This window comes from Nocardiopsis algeriensis (assembly GCF_014203695.1).
GTDB classification, from domain to species: Bacteria; Actinomycetota; Actinomycetes; order Streptosporangiales; family Streptosporangiaceae; genus Nocardiopsis; species Nocardiopsis algeriensis.
This window is the reverse complement of the sequence record NZ_JACHJO010000001.1, coordinates 310,302-327,648: the sequence shown is the minus strand read 5'-3', so window position 1 is coordinate 327,648 and position 17,347 is coordinate 310,302. Positions and strand designations below refer to the sequence as shown.

Sequence of the window (17,347 nt, the reverse complement as noted above, 5' to 3'; positions counted from 1 at the left end):
GACGAACGTGCGATCACCCAACTCAACCCGCGCGCCACTCCAGCCAACGACCTTTCTTCTCGTGATCTTGTACCTACGGCCACTTTCACTAGATGCAAGAGGGCAGCAAGGCAGGGTGAAGTTGTCGCTAGGTACAAGATCACGGGAATGAATCGCAGCTGGAGGGAGGATCGCGGTTTTTCGGCCGGGGTTGGGTTTGCGGTCCGCCTCGGATCGTAGGACCAGCCATCTGGTGAGGAAGTCAGCCAATCCGTCCACAGGGATGGGCCTTTCTCGTTTGGGAGAGTCTCGACGCATGGACGCAGTGGGCTTGGGGAGCCGTCCGCATATCTTCGCGGGAGTCTTGCTGAACGTCTAGGAAAAAATCACCGGGGCTGTCATTTCTCGAACGAGTGAGGCGGCGATGTCCTTGTGCTCGACCCCCAGGAATGCTGTCTCTGTCACATACCCGTTGGGCAAGGTCCTCTTGATGAAGAAGCACTTCTCCCGTACGCGGGTGCATGTGTTTTCCGTGTAGACCACAGGATCAGATGTCCTCTCGAAACTGGTGCCGGGAACCCGTAGTGCTTTCAGTGCCATGTAGAGGCCCTGGAGCACCTCGGCCTTCCTCTCGGCCGACCACGGTCTCATGACACGTTCACGGTGTAGATGACCAGCTCCAGCGCTCTGTGGAACAAGGACACGGGGCATGCCATCTCGCCGCCGCAGCGGTGCCACACGTAGAGGTCCTCCGAGACCGTGACGACGACGGGGACCCGCGTGCCGGGGATGGACACGTGCAGCTCCGGGGGCTCTCCGGCCTGCCAGAGTCGGCAGTCGTCGGACTCAAGGCCATCGAGGCCCTGGCCGTGGAGCACGCCGGACACCTGGCGCTGCATAAGTCCTTTTTGTAGCTCTTTAAGCTTCAGCAACTGCCAACGCCTGGCATCTCCTGAAGTCATGGTTTCCCTCAGGGGGCTTGTACTGGCCATGTCGGGAGGCTGCCACCTGCGTGAAGCTCATGGAAGACGAGATACAGAATGGTCACGACTGGTCTTATCGAGTACATGTGTGTACTCGCGCCGTGACACCATCGGTACATGGTGGACCAGAAGAAGCCGGTCTGGATCAGCTTTGGCGAACACGTCCGGGGTTTGCGCAGGCAGATGGGCTGGTCGCTTGACCAGTTGGGCAGGGAGACCACATACTCAGCCACCTACCACAGCAAGGTCGAGCGCGCCGTGAGATCGCCGAAACAAGGCATAGTGGAAGCGATGGACTCTGCCTTCGGTACAAACGGCGCCCTGCTCAGGATGTGGCGTGATGTGGCACGCTTGGAGAGTGGGGCGGGCTGGTATGAGCAGTCCGAGGAGTACGAGAAGGAAGCGAACGAGATCCGCTTCTTCCATCCCTTCGTGATCCCGGGGTTCTTCCAGACCGAAGGTTACTCCCGTGTGCTCATATCCCACACCGTTCCCATGGCGAACGAAGCGCGCATCCAAAAGACCGTCGCAGCGCGCAAGGCATGGCGCGAACGCCTGAAAACCGAAGATTCCCTCATGCTGAGCGTCGTCATTCCCGAGCTGGTCCTCACACAAAGAGTGGGTGGTTCCCAGGTGATGAGGGAGCAGCTCGGTCGTTTGGCGGAAGAAGCCATGGCAAGAGGAACGACAATCCAGGTGCTGCCTTTGGGGCTGAGCGACTTCACCTGGACCGTGGGGGCTTTCCGACTCATATACGTTGGTGATCGGAGCCCCATTGCGTGCTCAGAGCACACCACAGGAGAGCACGTAACTGACGAGGCCATGCAAGTGCGCAGGTTGGAGGTCGCGTACAATAAGCTTCTGTCGTGGTCCCTACCCCCCGACGCCTCTCTAGCGAGGATGACCGAAATAAAGGAAGCACTGTGAACGAGTGGCGCAAGTCCAGTTACAGTCAGGGAGAAACCAGCTGTGTGGAAGTCAAGGAAGGCTCGCACAGCGTTCTGGTTCGGGATACACAGAACAGGGATCTCGGGCATCTGAGCTTCAATGCCTCGGAGTGGGCTTCTTTCGTGCGGGACCTCAAGGGCGGCGACCAGTAGGACGAGCGAGTCGGTCGCTGCTTCGGGAGGCCCGCCCCGGCTCCGGCTCCGTGGTGGGTCTTCTGCGTGTGAGGAGACCTCCTTCCCTGTTCGCCGCCGCGGTCCCGCTGTACTCCCTCGACCCTGATCAGAGAACCCGTATCCCTCGTCCTTACACATTGGTATGAATGGGCTTACATCACCTGCCTCGTGAGATCGGAGCCCCCGGGTTGCTTGAGGACTGGCTGCGCACAGCGATCACCGAGTACGGCCAGGAGTGCGCCGACAAGCTCCAGGACGGCATCGGCCAACCCGAGGCGGCGATCCGCGGTCCGGTGGAAGGGTTTCTCACCAAGGTCGGCCTGGCCGCAAAGCTGAAGGTCGTCGTCCACGACGAGGCCCACCTGAAGGACGCCGGCGCCCGGCCGGACTTCGCGGTACGGGTGAACGGTGAGGTCACCGGCCTCGTCGAGCTGAAGAAACCCAAGGAGAACCTGGACCCGGCCAGGTTCAAGGGGCACAACAAGCGCCAGTGGGAACGGCTCAGGGACCAACCGAACCTGCTCTACACCAACGGCACGGAGTGGCGCCTGTACCGGTACGGCGAGCTCCAGCTCAGCGTGGAGTTCGACGGTGACCTCCACACCTCCGGTACGGATCTGACCAGCCACGACCCGGCGGTCGAGAACCTCTTCCGCGCTTTCCTCCAGTGGTCACCTCCGCCGATCACCACGGTCGACCAGCTCGTCAACCGGGTGGCCCCGCAGTGCCGCCTGCTGCGGGACTCGGTCCTGGAGCAGCTTGCCGAGGAGGCCAAGAAGCGCAAGGCAGGGGCGGACGAGTACGACCTGCCGTTCACCATGCTCGCCAAGAACTGGCGGGAACTTCTGTTTCCCACCGCCGATGACGAGGTGTTCGCCGACGGGTATGCCCAGACCATCACCTTCGCGTTCCTGCTGGCCCGTACGGAGGGCATCGACGTCGCAGGGCTGGAGACGTGGAAGATCGCTCATCAGCTCGGCGCGGGCAAGCCGCACGCGCTGATGTCCCAGGCGCTCAAGCTGCTGGCCAGCAGCGCGGTCTCCTCCTTCACCGTCACCATCGACCTGCTGCGGCGGATCATCGGCGCGGTGGAGTGGGAACCGATCTGGGCACAGCGGGAGGACGCCTACCTCCACCTGTACGAGTCGTTCCTGTCGGTGTACGACCCGGAACTCCGCAAGGAGTCGGGGGTCTACTACACACCGATCGAGGTCGTGCGGAACATGGTGCGCCTGACCGACGACATCCTCACCACCCGGCTGGACGCCGAACAGGGATACCTGTCGCCGTCGGTGACCACGATCGACCCGGCGATGGGTACCGGCGCCTACCTGCACGCCGTCATCGACCACGCGGCCAAGCGCGCCGAGGAGCTCGAAGGCCCCGGCTACGTGGGGCCGGCGATCAGCAACCTGGCCGAACGGCTCATCGGATTCGAGTTGAAGATGGGCTCCTACACCGTGGCGGAGATGCGCGCGGTGGACATCCTCAAGAAGTACGGTGCCACCCTCCCCAAGGGCGGGGTCCGGCTGCACGTGACGGACACCCTGGCCAACCCGTTCACTTCCGAGGTGTCGGTCATCCCGGATCTGGTGGCGCTTGCCAAGTCGCACAAGGCCGCCAACAAGATCAAGGCCGACACCCCCGTGACCGTGGTCATCGGCAACCCTCCCTACCGGGAACGAGCCCAGGGGCAGGGCGGGTGGATCGAGTCCGGAGCCGAGCATGTCGGAGGCGCCACGCCGCTGGACCGGTTCCGCAAGGTCGGCAACGGACGGTTGGAGAACAAGCTCAAGAACCTCTACGTCTACTTCTGGGCCTGGGCCACGTGGAAGGTGTTCGACGCCCACCCCCAGGACCGGCACGGGGTGGTCAGCTTCATCACCACCTCGGGCTACCTCAAGGGCCCCGGGTTCAAGGGAATGCGCCGCTACCTGCGCGAGACCTGCTCGGAGGGGTGGATCGTCAACGTCAGCCCCGAAGGCATGCGACCCGACATCCCCACCCGGGTGTTTCCGGGTGTGCAGCAGCCTCTGGCAATCGCGATCTTCGTCCGTAAGAAGGACACCGATCCCCGGACGCCGGCGAGGATCCACTACGCCAAGGTGACGGGCAAGCGGGAGGACAAGTACGCCCAGCTCGATGCCCTGGCCCTGGACAGCGACGCCTGGCAGACGGTGCGGACCGGATGGGAGGACCCCTTCGTGCCCGTTGCGGAGTCGGCGTGGGACGACTACCCGGCGCTGGAGGACCTTTTCTGCTGGTTCAGCCCGGGCTTCACACCCAACCGCAACTGGGTGACGGCCCCGTCTCCGAAGATCCTTCAGGAGCGCTGGAACAGGTTGGTCCACGAGCCGGACGAGGCGCGGAAGGCGGTCCTGTTCAAGGAGACGCGGGACCGGACACTCAAAAGCACGAAGGCTCCTCTCCCCGGGTTCCCAGAACAAGAGAAGGCGGTCTGCGAAGAAGCAGGCGAGTGCCCTACTCCAACGAGAGTGTCTTACAGGTGCTTTGACCGACAGTGGATCATTCCGGACAGCCGGGTGATCGACTTCCCCCGGCGGAGCCTGTGGGCAAGTGCAAATGTTGAGGGTCAGCTCTTCATCAATGAGATGCACAGACTCGCAATCAGCAGCGGGCCGGCAGTGGCTTTCGCTGCGCTGATCCCAGACGTCCACCATTTCAAAGGCAGCGAAGGCGGGAGGGAATTTCCTCTCCTACACCCCGATGGTTCTCCAAACATCGCTCCCGGCCTGCTCAGGCAGCTTGAAATTGCTCTCAAGCTCACCGTGACAGCTCAGGACCTGGCCGCCTACATTGCCGGGGTCACCGCCCATCCAGCGTTCACCGATGAGTTCACTGAAGAGCTCGACGCTCCTGGCGTGCGGGTTCCGCTCACCGCTGATCCCGCGCTGTGGGAAGCGGCGTGCGAGATCGGCCGACACGTGGTGTGGTCAGCCACCTATGGCGAGGCCTTTGCTGATCCGAAGGCAGGGCGACCTCAGGGGAAGATCAGCTTCGACCCCACGGACCGGCGCCGCCCCAAGAACCTATCTGCCATCGCAGCCGGGCTTCCCGCCAAGATCACTTACATTCCTGCCGAAGATGGTGAGGGACAGATCAGGGTGGGCGAAGGGCTCTTCGGACCTGTCACGGAGCGCATGTGGAACTACGACGTCGGTGGCACGAACGTCATCAACAAGTGGTTCTCCTACCGCAAGGAGAACCCTGGTGGCAAGAAGACCAGTCCTCTCGACGACATCCACCTGGACGCGTGGCCCATGGAGTGGATCACGGAGTTCAACGAACTCCTCACCGCCTTGCGCCGGGTCACGGAGCTGGAGGAACGCCAGAGCGAGCTCTTGGACAAGGTGGTGGCGGGGCCCGTTCTCACCCTGGACGACCTGAAGAAGCGGGGAGTCAAGATCCCGGATTCGAGCAAGGACCGAAAGCCCCGCTACAACCTAGCTGCCGTTTCCGAGCCCGACGATGGCTCTTTTCCGTTCCTCGAATAGGAGATTGCTGACGCCCCCGCGCTGCACAAGCGGTACGTGCTTTGGCGAAAACTTCCAGTCACCCCTACTCCAGCCAACGGATTTTCCTCGTGATCTTGTACCTGCGGTCACTTTCGCTGGATATTGGGAGGGCTGCAAAACGGGGTGAGGTTGGCGCTAGGTACAAGATCACGGGAAGTAAGGCAGAGCCGGGAAAGGGGACGCGGGTTTTCCTGGCCGTGGAGAGAATGGGCGTGGTGGGGACTCCTCGGAGAGGTCGAAGAGTCCCCACCGTGTCAGCGGGTGAAGATGTAGGGCTTCAGCCCCGGCGGAAGCGCGGTGCCGCTGGGCAAGGGGATGAGGGCCCAGGTGTGGGTGCCGGTGTCGGTCCAGGGGCAGGTGAGGTCATATCCCCAGGCTGTGGACAACTCCTGGACCATGAGCAGCCCGCGCTGACCCTCGGCCCAGTTCCACTCGTCATCGCTGCGCTCGGTCGGGATCTGCGGGATGCGGCCGCTGCCGCCGTCGTCGGTGAAACCCAGCCGCAGCAGGCGGCCCCGGCGCAGGCACAGCGTGCGGATCACCTGGCCGTCTTTCTGGCCGGAGGCGGTGTACTTGCAGGCGTTGGCGAACAGCTCGCTGGCACACAAGACCAGGGTTTCGACGGCTTCGTCGGGGAAGCCGGTCAGGTCGGTGGCCAGGTCTTGGCGGACCTGCCTGAGCTGGGCGAGGTTGCCCGGGTAGGTGCGGTGCTCCCAGAAGGCGCGCTGCACGCTCATGCGGGCACCCCCATCTGGAGGTTCTGCCGCTGGACGTGCCACATCCGGGTGAGCCGGGCCAACTCGCGGTCCAGCTCGGCCTCGTCCACACGGTGGTGACGACCCCGCGCAGGTACGGGCGCAGGGACAGACACCGGCACAGGGGCGGGCTCAGGCTTGGGTGCGGGCTCGGGCTCGGGGAGGGGTGCGGTTTCGCCGGCGAGCAGGTCGCCCTCCGGGATGCGCGGTTCCGGAAGCCGGGGCGCCTGAGGCACCTGGGGTTCCTGGGGTGCCTGCGGGAGCTGGGGCGGCCGAGATGGCTGGGGCTTCTGCTCGGATCCGTCATCTGCCTGGAAGGCGGCGCGCATGCGGGCCACGTGCTTTTCGTGAGCCTCGTAGTAGGGCCGCACCAACGCCACATCGTCGGCGTTCAGCACCTGGCGGGGCCCGGACAGATGGGGCCGAGGCCGGGGAGGCTCGGGGGTGTGTCGCGAAGTGGTCGCCGGGCCGGGAGCGGGGTCGGCGACGTAGCGGCGGACCCGCGTCGACCTGCGGCGACGAGAGAGAAGACCGGAGCCGGAGTGGCGGCCGCGGGGCGGGAAGATCAGCGCCAGGAGCGTACCGAGGGTACGGCTCACAAGCGCAGCACTAAACTGGTGCACGCTGGCAATCCTTGTCTTCAAGTGGTGAATTGCTGGCCACGACCCCGGGCGCTTGCTAGCGTCGCGGGGTCACATCGATTTTGATGAGAAGCGTAGGGGATGGCGGGGGTTGATGTGAGGGAAAAGCGAAGTGGACTGAAAAAAATTTGATGTGCGCAGGTCAGAGGCCTGGAAAGACTTTCCTCTCCAATTTCTCTAAAAGGGCTATTCGGGCATTCTGATCCGAGGTTGGATCCTTGCCGGTGGAATGGACGCGCCGGAAACCTGCCTGGCCTGAGCCCTCGTGTCCTCTGCGCCGACACCTCCGCGCGGCCCGCGTGCGTTCGCCCCGGGGCACGTCCCGGCGGGCGCCCTCCGGGGCGGGGTGGGAGACTGGGGGAAGACCACGACCTTTGTCCGGACAGGCGAGATGCGAACGATCAGGCGCGACGGCGAGTACGAGCTGGAGATCAAGAAGTCCCGGTTCCTCTGCGCCATGGCCAGGGTGGACAGCGAGGAGGCCGCACGGGCCTTCATCGCCGCGCGGCGCAAGGAGCATTGGAGCGCCACCCACAACTGCACCGCCTACGTCCTCGGTGAGGACGGCGACGTGCAGCGGTCCAGCGACGACGGCGAGCCCGCCGGGACCGCCGGGGTGCCGATGCTGGAGGTGCTGCGCCACCGGGAGCTGACCGACACGGTCGCCGTGGTCACCCGCTATTTCGGCGGTGTCAAGCTCGGCGCCGGCGGCCTCATCCGCGCCTACGGCAACGCCGTCTCCGCCGCGGTGGACGAACTGGGTGTGCTGGAGCGGCGCCGGCTCCTCGTGGTCGACGTCTACGCCGACTACGTGCTCGGCGGGCGGCTGGAGAGCGACCTGCGCGACTCCTCCCTCATTGTGCGCGGCACCTCCTACGAGGAACGCGTGCGGGTGGAGGTGGCGCTGCCGGAGGAGGACCTGGCGGAGTTCGAGGTCCGGCTGGCCGAGCTCACCGGGGGGAAGGCCGAGTTCGAGGTCCGGGGCGCCACGGTCGTCGACGTCGAGCCGTAGTGCCCGTGGCCGCCTCGGGGAGCAGGCCGGAGGCGGGAGTGCTCCCGGAGCCGAAACCACTGCGGGGCGCGTCCAGTATTCAGATGGCGTAACGACCGGTGTCCGTGTGTGTCCGCCCCTGCTCTTCCGGCTTAGGATTTGCCGTAAACGTCACCGTTCACGGGGAGAAACCGTTCATGTGCAGCTCACGGGTGCCTGGGGCCCTGGCCTGCGGGCTCGTCGCGCTGCTGGTCGCCGGATGCACCGGCGACCCCGAGCCCCCCGCACCCCCGGCCGGAACCCCGGAGGAGCCGGCCCCGGTGCCGACCTCCTTCGAGGGCGACCCGCCGCCCGGCATCGAGGGCGAGGTGCTGCGCTACCTGCACGGCGACTCCGCCGACGTCCACGAGATCTTCGCCGACCCCGGCGGTGTGCGCATCAGCGCGGTGGGGGACGCCTTCCTCGTCAGCGCGGGCAGCGAGGACCGCCACCTTCTGCACGACGCCGCCACGGGCGAGACCCTGTGGGAGGGCGGGGTGCGGCTGCGCGGGTTCGACGCCGACCTGGAGCGTGAGGCGGTCATGCTCATGGAGGACGCCGAGGGCACCTCCTTCGCCCTGGACGGGCAGGGCGGCGTGCTGTGGGAGGAGACCCGCGAGGGCGACATCTTCCTGGACGGCATCGCGGTGCGCAGGCCCGCCGAGTGGACGCACGACGACCCCTACGGCGAGTACGTGCTTCTGGACGCCGGTGGCGAAGAGCTGTGGAGCTACGAGTTCGCCGCTCCCGAGGAGGAGGGCGACGAGGAGGACGAGGCCGAGGAGGACGGCGAGGAGGACGACGGGTCCCAGGAGGAGCCCGCCCTCGGCGTGCCCGTCGCCGCCTGGCAGGACCTCGTCCTGCTCGCCTCCGGCGGCCCAGAGCTGCACGCCCGTTCCCTCGACCCCGACAGCGCCGGAGAGGAGCTGTGGACCGTCGACGGCGAGGACGAGGACCTCGGCCTCGTCTCCTCGGGCCCGGTGCCCACCCCCCAGGTCCTCGGCTTCCACCCGCTGCCCGACGAGGGGGGTGACGTGCTGCTGGTGCGCTGGGCCTCCTCCGAAGCGGCCTCCGTGCTCTCCGCGCACGACCCCGATGACGGGGAGCTGCTGTGGACCCTGGAGGAACCCGGCACCAACCCCGTCGCCCACCCCTACGACCCCGCCGGAACCGGAGGCGCCCTCTACGACGGCGAGACCGGAACGCTCCTGCTGCCCCAGGCCAGCGGGACCGCGACCGCCGTCGCCCTCGACCTGGCCGAGGGCGAGACCCTGTGGGGCCTGGAGGAGGAAGGCGGAGCCTTCTCCCCGGCCTTCGCCTTCGACGGCATGTTCTACGGCACTTCCCGGGGCGGAGGCGACCAGCCGGACACCCAGGTCGTCCTCGACGCCCGCAGCATGGACACCGTCTCCGGGGAACTGTCGTCCCAGGTGGAGGCGGTCACGGACAGCGGCCACGCCGTCCTCGTCCAGGGCCGCCAGCGCTTCGTCTACGGCCCGTCCCCGGAAGAGGCGGAGTCCTCGGAGAGCCCCTCCCCGGAACCGTCGGAGTAACGACCTGCGGAGAGGACGCCACCGGCGCGGCCACCACATATCCGGTGGCCCGCACGGCGGCCGCCATGGCCGGTATCGGCCTTTGTGTCCGCCTGGAGTGGAAGGAAATCTTAGAGCCACTAGTATCCGGATGTCCCCCTTGTGCGTGTTCTCCTCCTCCACCCCATGCCCCTCGGGGGGACCCCTCTGCGCATCTTCCGGACAGACCTGTGAGCCGACAGCCGTGAGCAAACCCCCCTTGGCCGTTGCCCTTCCCGCGACCGCGACGGACCTGACCTCCACCGACCCGGCAGCCATCGGCCCCTACCGGCTGCTCAAGCGCCTCGGCGCGGGCGGGATGGGGGTCGTCTACGCGGCCGTCGACGCGCAGGGCGCCCTCGTGGCGGTCAAACTGATCCACGCCGAGTACTCGGCCGACCCCGAGTTCCGGGCGCGCTTCGCCCGCGAGGTGGAGCTGCTCCACCGTGTGGGCGGCGCCTGCGCGGTACCGCTGCTGGCGGCCGACACCGGGGCCGAGCGGCCCTGGCTGACCACCCCGCTGGTGAGAGGGCTGACACTCAGCGCCTACGTCCGTGAGAACGGGCCGCTCGACGAGCGGCTGCTGCTGGGCCTGGCGGCCGGGGTGGCCGAGGCCCTGGTCAACATCCACGCGGCCGGGGTCGTCCACCGGGACCTCAAGCCCGCCAACATCGTGCTGTCCCCCGAGGGCCCCCGGGTCCTGGACTTCGGTGTGGCCCGCGCCGCCGACCAGACCGCGATCACCCGGACCGGGTCGGTGACGGGGTCGCCCGGCTGGATCAGCCCCGCCCACTATCAGGGCGAGGCAGCCCGCGCCGCCGACGACGTCTTCGGATGGGGAGCCGTCATGGCCTACGCCGCCACCGGACGGCCGCCGTTCGGCACAGGGGATCCGGCGGCGGTCGCGCACCGGGTCCTCGACGGTGAGCCGGACATGGAGGAGTTCACGGGGCCGCTCGCCGACCTCGTGCGGCGGTCGCTGGCCAAGCGTGCCGACGCCCGGCCCACCGTTCTGGAACTGGTCCGCACACTGGCATCGGTGAACTCCCCGTGGGATTCCTCCGGCCCGGTGAGGTCAGCGGAGGAGGCAGCCGGCGCGATGGCCGCCGTGGTCGGCCACACGTGGCAGGGGGTGCGGCCGGCACCCGAACAAGAGTTCCGGGTACCTCCGCCGAGCGGACGGAACAGGAAGGCCCTCGCGGTCGGCGCGGTGGCGGGCGCCCTGGCGCTGGTCGCCGGTCTCGGTGTCGGCGGGGTGGCACTCGCCGGGAACTGGGACTCGCTGCCGGCCGCCGCCTGGTTCACCGGAGAGGGGGAGGAGGGCTCCGCGCCGGGGCAGGGGACCGGAGAGGCGGAGGGAGAGCGCCCCGGACCGGGCGGCCAGGAACCGTCGGAGAGCGCAGCGTCCTCGGTGGAGCCGTCCGAAGAGCCCTCCGAGGCGGAGGAGGGCACGGAGGAGGAACCGGAGACCGGCGGCGGTGAGACCGTCACCGTCTCCGGGGTCGTCGGTTCGGGGGTGAGCGCCTCGGGGCCGCGACCCTCCGGCGAGCACGTGGTGCCCTTCCAGCCCGCGGGCGGTACAGGCGTGTACGCGCGGCTCGACGGCGCGACCGTCGTGTGCGCGTGGAGCTTCTGCCAGGACTCCGGCGTCAGCGTCTCCGAGGGCAGCACCGGGACGGTGCCCTCCAGCCCCTCCGCGCTGGCCGTCCACGTCAGCAGCGGCAACCGCACCGTCCAGGCGGAGGTCACCTACACGACCGACGCGGACGGGACCGTGACCATCACCCGTCTGGTCGAACGGCACAGCGCCGCCGGCACGGGGACCCCGCCGTGGTGACCGGGGGCCCGCGACGCGACGCACACGAGGAGGAGCAGGGATGAAGGCGATCGTCCGCAGGACCGCCGCAGGGCTGGGCCTGGCACTGATCGCGGCCACCGCGGGTGCGGCACCCGCCGCTGCCGCCACCTACGGCGGGCAGTGCGGCAGCGGCTACGGGGTGGTCAACCAGGCAGCGGTCCCCGGGGGAACGGTCTTCCTGACCTACAACTCCTCCACCCGCAAGAACTGCGCCGTCACCATCCGCTCCGCCCCGGGCGCGGCGATGAACATGGACGTCGCGCTCAAACGCAGCAACAGCACGGCGTGGCAGACCGACCCCGGCAACTGGACCCAGTACGCCGGACCGGTCCACCTGTCGGCGGCGGGGCAGTGCGTGGACTGGGGCGGCGCCATCGGTGACGACTGGATCGTCCGGACCGGCACCAACTGCGGCTAGCCTCCGCCCTCCAGCGCTCGCCCGGCGGCGTTGCGGGCTGCGGCCCCTGCTCGGGGACCGCATGGTGAACCCGGACAGCCCTACGATGGGCCGATGACCGAGCCGCTGCCTGCCGTCGGCCTCTTCGATGTCCGACGGCTCCGCCTGGTGGAGACCGAAGCACCGCAGCTGTCGCCCGAGGACGCACGGGCCAGGGACCGTGTGTGGAGCCGGGCGGTCCGGGCCAACCCGCACCTGTTCGACGGCCCGGTGGTGGCGTGTGCGGGGATGGCGCGGGAAGGGGACGGCCTCGTGCTGTCCTGGGCGCGGGTGACCTACCGGCACTACGCCCTGCGCCGGGTCCCCGGTAACACCTCGTGGCTGCCGCCGCTGTTCGTCAGCGTCGTACAGCCCACCTGCGGCGGGCATGTGCTGGTGGGAAGGATGTCGCCGTCGACGGCCGCTCCGGGACGGTGGCAGCTCCCGGGCGGGTCCGCAGAGCCGCCGGCGGACGGCGGGGCGCTTGACGAGGGGGCGTTGCGCAGCCACGCCGCGCGGGAGCTGGAGGAGGAGGCCGGCACCCGCCTGGATCCCGAAGACCTGCGGCTGTGGGCCGTCAGCCGTGGTGAGAACCGCAGTGTGGGTCTGTTCTACCTGGCTCCGCCCCGCTCGGCGGCCGAGTTGCGGGAGAGCTTCGAGGCGGCGACGGAGGCCGAGCGGGCCTCCGGGCGTGCCCCTGAGCTGGACCGGATCGCCTTCGTGGCCTCGCCCGCCGACCTCTCGGACCTGGAGGGCCCGCACGTGGCCTACCTGGAACACGTCGTGCGCCGCTGCTGGGGGTGCGGCGGCTTACCGAGCGGTGTCCGCAGTGCCAGATGAAGGGCCTCACCCGGATCACCGAGCGAGGCCCCGTCCTGTGTGACTACTGCGGCCTGAGCATGCAGGAGGCCAACCAGCGAATGAGGTCAGGAATGGGCGGCTTCGCTTCGTTCTGCACGCACCTGCCACCCACCGCCCTCCCGACGTAGCACAGGGCGCACCTGCGCCCATCCCGGACAGCCGGCGGTTCGCCACTCCTGGACCCACCCGCGCGCCGTGGACTCAGCGGGGGTACCGATGGTGAGAGCGTCCAGCCCGACCGGTCGGAACAGGAAAGCCCCAGCCGAGTCGGCCACGCCGATACCGAACCTCTGTGGCCCTCCGAGGACGACCAGCTCGCTCGGATGTGTGGCGTACAGCCAGGCCCGGAACTCTGCGGGGTCGTCGCCGTCCTCGAACACCCGGACTGTCCGTACTCCGTCAGCGAGCCGAGCCAACAGGCTCTCGGCGTCGGCCGGGTGCTCCCTCGCCCATGTCCCTGCGATCCACCACGTCGCGCCCTGGCCGTCCTGCGCGCGAGCGTCAACGCCTCGGGGCGGAACCGTCCATTGGTCGAGGTCGGCCCCGTGCATGCTGTAGCCCGAACCCGTTCTGATCTCCAGCACCTTCATGCCGGGCCGGAGATCAAGCCCGTCGAGAGTGGCGGCGATGCGCTCTCGGGCCGTGGTCTGCGTGATGAGAGATCCGTCGGCGTTGAACGTGTAGACGTCTTCGGGTACCGCCGCCAGGGCAGTGGACACGCGGGGGCTGTACTCCATGATGCCTTTCAGGTTCGGGTGATCACGATGAGCGGCCGGTCGTTAGCCTCGCACCATGATTCCTGTCTCCCTTGACGGCCCGGCCCTGTCACTACGAGAGCTGAAACCCTCCGACGCCGAGGCGCTGCACACCGTTTACGGTGACTCCAAGACCGTCGAACACCTCAGCTTCAGGCCCCGCACGGTGGATCAGTGCAAGGCGATCATCGACTCCGCCGTGAAGGATGCGGAGACCGAGCCGCGCACGGTGTACATGCTCGCAGTGCTCCATGACGAGGAGCTCGTCGGCGCTGCCAGGCTCGCGAAGGACGAGCGTCCCCATTCCGCGCAGATCGGCTTCGCCCTCCGTCATGACATGTGGGGGCGCGGACTCGGGGCGGAACTCGTCCAGCTCTTGCTCCGTCTGGGGTTCGCCGAACTACGGCTGGCCCGGATCTGGGGCGCCCGGTCTCCGGAGAACTCCGCGTCTGAAGCCGTGATGAACAAGATGGGGATGATCGAGGAAGGCCGCATCCGGAGACACCTGTGGACCGGGACCGCGTGGCGAGACTCCATCGTCCATTCGATCCTGTCGGACGAGTGGGCCGGCTAGTCACCGTTTCCTCGAAGCGCATCACCGCACGTCTTCAGATTCGATCTGGTGAGGGTCTGTGGTGATGCGCTTCCTCGGGACCGTGGACAAAGTGAGCCTTTTTACATCCTGCTTCTCGGAGATGAAGGACCAGCACCGCGCGGGTGATCTCCCCGACGCGATGCGGGCGGCAGCGCAGGCGGCGCAGGATGTCCCACTGCTTGAACTGGGCGAGGGCCGGTTCGAGATCGGTGTGTTCTCCTACGGGTCCCACGGTGAGCGCGCCGCCCAGGACTACATCGACATCCTCCGAGCCTGGGACCGCCACGACGGCTCCATGGCCCGGATCGAGGTCTGGCCCAGCGGCACACCCGACGCCGACCTACCCGCAGACCGGGTCTGGGTCCTGGACAAGCCGCACACGCACACGGTCCTGGCCTGGACCTGAATGCACCCTTCGGTGTCGTGTTCCTCCTGGCGAGGAGAAGAGCACCATGCAGGGGCCCGGGGCGGACCCAGGTCGAGCGCCAACCCGAACCAGGCACCGATCGCAGCAGGCGTTGGCCAGGTGCAAAGCCTGGCTCTCAGAGAAAAACGAGGCCTGTCCGGATCCGGCCAGACCCGGTGGCCCGGGCCTTCGACGGGGGTAGAACCGCAGTACCCGTCCCCCGACAGGAGATTCCCGTGGCCCAATGCTCTATGTGCAAGGGTGAAGGCACCATCGTGATGGAGTCCGACGGTGACGGCAGCGGAGGCGGGTGGGCCCACCGTGAAGTGGCCACCTGCAGCGGCTGCAACGGGACAGGAGAGAAGTGACAGATCTCGACGCGCTTCATACCGCCCTGGTGGCGCGTCTCGACACCGCCCCCGTGATCCGCGACGCGTTCGCCGCCCACCCCCGGCACCGTTTCGTCCCCGACATGATCTGGCCCGACGCGACCGGGCTACCGCTGTACCGGAGTTCCGACCCCGATCGGTGGACGAGCCTGGTCTACTCCACCGAAGCGGTCACCACCCAGGCCAACGACGGTGGCCCCGGGCCGCGCAACGAGCCCAGCTCGTCGTCCTCGGCCCCTCAGGTGATGGCGGACATGATCGCCGCGGCCGGGATCGAGGAGGGCATGCGGGTGCTGGAGATCGGAACCGGCACCGGGTGGAACGCCGCGATCCTGTCCGAGCTGGTCGGTGAGAAGGGGTCGGTCACCAGTGTGGAGATCGACCCCGGTGTGGCAGCCCTGGCCCGGGAAAGACTCACCGGTACCGGCGTCACCGTCCGCACCGGGGCAGCCCCTCCCGCCGACCAGGTCTACGACGCGGTCATCGCCACCTGCGCGGTGACACACGTTCCGCTTCCGTGGTTGGCCGCTCTTCAGGAGAACGGCACCCTCGTGCTGCCCTGGAGTCCCCACCCGGCCGCGCACAGCACACCGATCGCGGCGCTGCGGCGCCGGGGCCACTCGATCTCAGGGCCGTTCGTACGCGAGGGCGCGTTCATGCGCGACCGCACCCAGCGCCCCGGCGACCTACCTTTCCCGGGCCTCGGCCAGAGGCCCACACCTTTGCCGCCCTTCCCCGTCGGGTCGGTGGAGCTGATCGGTTCGGGGATGCTGACCCAGCTCCTGCTCATGCTGCCCGGGGTGCGTCTGGGAACCGGGTCGCGTCCTTTCAAGGGCGAGCCGGGAAGGATCGTGTGGATGGGTGCCGGTGCGGCATGGTCCTATCTGTGGCCGGACGGCACCGTCACCGGCGGCGGCGACCGTGCCTTGGGCGAGGAGCTGGCGGAGGCCTACCTGCTGTTGCAGGACAACGGGCTTCCGGGGCTGGAGAGCTTTGCTCTGGAAGCTGTCCCTGATCACGGCCTCTACCGGGTGACGTGCGCGGTTCTCGGCAGACACTGGGACCATTCCGTCTCCCCCCGAAGCTGAACGGCATGCGGGGGCAGGACCTTACCGGTCCAGGGTGGATGCCTGGCGGGTGAAGGAGGTCATGCGCCCGGGTCGGCTTCCCAGTCCAGTCGGCCTGTACCGCGCTGGTCCCACAGGGCGAGAAGGCGGGTGTGGCGTGTGGAGATCACCCGGGGTGCGTCCGGGAGGTCGGGGTGGGTGAGGAAGCGTGGGCCGGGGCCGCTGCGGTGCTCTCGGTCCCACCGCCGGACGTGGCCGACCATGAGGTCGACCAGTTCTGCGGCCTCGGGACCGTGGCCGCGGGCGAGGAACTCCCACCGGACCGGGTCGGTCGACACCTCGGGGAGCAGCAGGTAGGCCAGGGAGGTGCCGGTCCACATCGCCGGAGTCCGGTGCACACCCATCGTGGCGTGGCCCAGGTCGCCGGCGTCACCGGACAGAGTGGCGAAATCGGGCAGGGTGGTGGCCAGCCACAGCTGCAAGCCGCCGAAGTACTCGTTGCGGCCCATCCGCACCCCGGTGTACTGCTCGCGGGCAGCTTCCGCGAACACCTCGGGCAGGCGGTCAGGGGCAGGGACGGGATCGGCGTCGGTGGTCAGCACCACGGTGTCCGTCGCAGCCACGGTGGTGGGTGCCGGCGCGCCCAGGCCCTGCATCGGCACGAAGCCGGCATGGTCACCCGTCTCACCCACCAGCAGGCCTCCTCCGTGGTGGGTGAACGCGTAGACGCGCTGGAACCCCCGCAGGCCGAGGGGAAGTACGAGGCGACCTCCGCTGACGAGCTGGTCGGTCCACGCCCGGGGCAGATCGGTGGCGGCCACCGTGACGACGACCCGATCATAGGGAGCGCGGTCGGGATGGCCGTGTTCGGCGTCGCCGACGACCACTTCCACCCGATCGGCGTATCCGGTCTGTTCCAAGTGGATGCGGGCCCGGTCGACGACCTCCGAGTCGATGTCGATCGAGGTGACGTGCCCGTGGGGGCCGACAACTTCGGCGATCAGGGCGGCGTTGTACCCGCCGGACCCGATCTCCAGCACACGCATCCCCGGCCGGATGTCCGCGCGCTCCAGCATCAGGGTCTGGACCCAGGTGGCCGAGACGGAGCTGGTGGCTCGGCCGTCGCTGTCGAACTTGGTTTTCAGTACAGCTGTGGCGTCATAGACCTTCTCCAGCGGGAAATCTGGTGCGAACCGGTGACGCGGCACTGCACGCACGGCGGCGGTCACCCGTTCCGAACACAGGGCGTTGACAGCCCGCAGCCGCTCGATCATCCGCTCACGCAAGGCGTTGATGTGGCCGGTGTCCTGGGCGGGAGTGGTCTCGGAGGTCGTCACACCGGCAGGCTAGCCGGACAGGGCACG

At 67.9% G+C, this 17,347-nt stretch carries 17 protein-coding genes; 11 read left to right on the top strand and 6 right to left on the bottom strand.

The genetic code is table 11. The features are described from left to right. Window positions 1-354: 354 nt before the first annotated feature. Both FHS13_RS01490 and FHS13_RS01485 read right to left on the bottom strand, forming a co-directional pair. A complete protein-coding gene (locus FHS13_RS01490; RefSeq protein WP_184286148.1) occupies window positions 355-630 on the bottom strand; it encodes a hypothetical protein in 276 nt (91 codons plus the stop codon). Further along, on the bottom strand, window positions 627-878 hold the full coding sequence (locus FHS13_RS01485; RefSeq protein WP_184286146.1) for a hypothetical protein: 252 nt from the start codon (window positions 876-878) through the stop codon (window positions 627-629). The genes FHS13_RS01490 and FHS13_RS01485 overlap by 4 nt, the downstream gene beginning before the upstream one ends. Before the next feature lie 201 nt (window positions 879-1,079). Here FHS13_RS01485 and FHS13_RS01480 point away from each other — a divergent pair, with 201 nt between their 5' ends. The 3 genes from FHS13_RS01480 (at window position 1,080) to FHS13_RS01470 (ending at window position 5,598) form a co-directional block, all read left to right on the top strand. Continuing rightward, window positions 1,080-1,889, top strand: coding sequence for a helix-turn-helix domain-containing protein (locus FHS13_RS01480; RefSeq protein ID WP_184286143.1), 810 nt, complete (start codon window positions 1,080-1,082; stop codon window positions 1,887-1,889). Beyond that, on the top strand, window positions 1,886-2,062 hold the full coding sequence (locus FHS13_RS01475; protein WP_184286140.1) for a DUF397 domain-containing protein: 177 nt from the start codon (window positions 1,886-1,888) through the stop codon (window positions 2,060-2,062). The genes FHS13_RS01480 and FHS13_RS01475 overlap by 4 nt, the downstream gene beginning before the upstream one ends. A 209-nt stretch (window positions 2,063-2,271) precedes the next feature. Continuing rightward, complete coding sequence (locus tag FHS13_RS01470) at window positions 2,272-5,598, top strand: type ISP restriction/modification enzyme (protein WP_221442192.1); 3,327 nt, start codon at window positions 2,272-2,274, stop codon at window positions 5,596-5,598. 275 nt (window positions 5,599-5,873) lie between these two features. Here FHS13_RS01470 and FHS13_RS01465 read toward each other — a convergent pair whose 3' ends face one another. After that, complete coding sequence (locus tag FHS13_RS01465; RefSeq protein WP_184286134.1) at window positions 5,874-6,356, bottom strand: ATP-binding protein; 483 nt, start codon at window positions 6,354-6,356, stop codon at window positions 5,874-5,876. Further along, window positions 6,353-6,973 carry a hypothetical protein gene (locus tag FHS13_RS01460; protein ID WP_184286131.1) on the bottom strand — a complete coding sequence of 207 codons (621 nt, stop codon included), beginning with the start codon at window positions 6,971-6,973 and terminating at the stop codon, window positions 6,353-6,355. The genes FHS13_RS01465 and FHS13_RS01460 overlap by 4 nt, the downstream gene beginning before the upstream one ends. Before the next feature lie 433 nt (window positions 6,974-7,406). Here FHS13_RS01460 and FHS13_RS01455 point away from each other — a divergent pair, with 433 nt between their 5' ends. The 5 genes from FHS13_RS01455 to FHS13_RS01435 all read left to right on the top strand — a co-directional run bounded on the left by FHS13_RS01455 (window position 7,407) and on the right by FHS13_RS01435 (window position 12,750). Then, window positions 7,407-8,027 carry a YigZ family protein gene (locus tag FHS13_RS01455; RefSeq protein WP_184286128.1) on the top strand — a complete coding sequence of 207 codons (621 nt, stop codon included), beginning with the start codon at window positions 7,407-7,409 and terminating at the stop codon, window positions 8,025-8,027. A 176-nt stretch (window positions 8,028-8,203) separates the two neighbouring features. Further along, window positions 8,204-9,598 carry an outer membrane protein assembly factor BamB family protein gene (locus FHS13_RS01450; protein WP_184286125.1) on the top strand — a complete coding sequence of 465 codons (1,395 nt, stop codon included), beginning with the start codon at window positions 8,204-8,206 and terminating at the stop codon, window positions 9,596-9,598. Between the two features lie 238 nt (window positions 9,599-9,836). After that, window positions 9,837-11,453 carry a serine/threonine-protein kinase gene (locus tag FHS13_RS01445; RefSeq protein WP_246404280.1) on the top strand — a complete coding sequence of 539 codons (1,617 nt, stop codon included), beginning with the start codon at window positions 9,837-9,839 and terminating at the stop codon, window positions 11,451-11,453. Between the two features lie 40 nt (window positions 11,454-11,493). Continuing rightward, a complete protein-coding gene (locus tag FHS13_RS01440; protein WP_184286119.1) occupies window positions 11,494-11,892 on the top strand; it encodes a spore-associated protein A in 399 nt (132 codons plus the stop codon). A gap of 93 nt (window positions 11,893-11,985) precedes the next feature. After that, window positions 11,986-12,750, top strand: coding sequence for an NUDIX domain-containing protein (locus FHS13_RS01435; protein ID WP_184286116.1), 765 nt, complete (start codon window positions 11,986-11,988; stop codon window positions 12,748-12,750). An 86-nt stretch (window positions 12,751-12,836) separates the two neighbouring features. On the opposite strand, the gene FHS13_RS01430 is transcribed toward FHS13_RS01435, so the two are convergent. After that, a complete protein-coding gene (locus FHS13_RS01430) occupies window positions 12,837-13,490 on the bottom strand; it encodes a hypothetical protein (protein WP_343064862.1) in 654 nt (217 codons plus the stop codon). A 73-nt stretch (window positions 13,491-13,563) separates the two neighbouring features. Between FHS13_RS01430 and FHS13_RS01425 the strand changes: the two genes are divergently transcribed. From FHS13_RS01425 to FHS13_RS01415, 3 genes are all read left to right on the top strand, one after another. Beyond that, entirely contained in the window at window positions 13,564-14,100 is a 537-nt protein-coding gene (locus FHS13_RS01425) for a GNAT family N-acetyltransferase (RefSeq protein WP_184286111.1), read from the top strand. Between the two features lie 121 nt (window positions 14,101-14,221). After that, complete coding sequence (locus FHS13_RS01420) at window positions 14,222-14,527, top strand: hypothetical protein (protein WP_246404278.1); 306 nt, start codon at window positions 14,222-14,224, stop codon at window positions 14,525-14,527. Between the two features lie 364 nt (window positions 14,528-14,891). Next, window positions 14,892-16,004, top strand: a complete 1,113-nt coding sequence (locus FHS13_RS01415) for a methyltransferase domain-containing protein (protein ID WP_184286108.1) — start codon at window positions 14,892-14,894, stop codon at window positions 16,002-16,004. A gap of 59 nt (window positions 16,005-16,063) precedes the next feature. On the opposite strand, the gene fxlM is transcribed toward FHS13_RS01415, so the two are convergent. Next, on the bottom strand, window positions 16,064-17,320 hold the full coding sequence (fxlM, locus tag FHS13_RS01410; protein WP_343064861.1) for a methyltransferase, FxLD system: 1,257 nt from the start codon (window positions 17,318-17,320) through the stop codon (window positions 16,064-16,066). Window positions 17,321-17,347: the final 27 nt, after the last annotated feature.

Excerpts from the sequence above, each read along its gene's own strand:
- FHS13_RS01465 (WP_184286134.1), bottom strand. The coding sequence starts at position 6,356 with ATGAGCGTGCAGCGCGCCTTCTGGGAGCACCGCACCTACCCGGGCAAC.
- FHS13_RS01435 (WP_184286116.1), top strand. The coding sequence starts at position 11,986 with ATGACCGAGCCGCTGCCTGCCGTCGGCCTCTTCGATGTCCGACGGCTC.
- FHS13_RS01440 (WP_184286119.1), top strand. The coding sequence starts at position 11,494 with ATGAAGGCGATCGTCCGCAGGACCGCCGCAGGGCTGGGCCTGGCACTG.
- FHS13_RS01455 (WP_184286128.1), top strand. The coding sequence starts at position 7,407 with ATGCGAACGATCAGGCGCGACGGCGAGTACGAGCTGGAGATCAAGAAG.
- FHS13_RS01420 (WP_246404278.1), top strand. The coding sequence starts at position 14,222 with ATGAAGGACCAGCACCGCGCGGGTGATCTCCCCGACGCGATGCGGGCG.
- FHS13_RS01425 (WP_184286111.1), top strand. The coding sequence starts at position 13,564 with ATGATTCCTGTCTCCCTTGACGGCCCGGCCCTGTCACTACGAGAGCTG.
- FHS13_RS01485 (WP_184286146.1), bottom strand. The coding sequence starts at position 878 with ATGCAGCGCCAGGTGTCCGGCGTGCTCCACGGCCAGGGCCTCGATGGC.
- FHS13_RS01450 (WP_184286125.1), top strand. The coding sequence starts at position 8,204 with ATGTGCAGCTCACGGGTGCCTGGGGCCCTGGCCTGCGGGCTCGTCGCG.
- FHS13_RS01480 (WP_184286143.1), top strand. The coding sequence starts at position 1,080 with ATGGTGGACCAGAAGAAGCCGGTCTGGATCAGCTTTGGCGAACACGTC.
- FHS13_RS01490 (WP_184286148.1), bottom strand. The coding sequence starts at position 630 with ATGAGACCGTGGTCGGCCGAGAGGAAGGCCGAGGTGCTCCAGGGCCTC.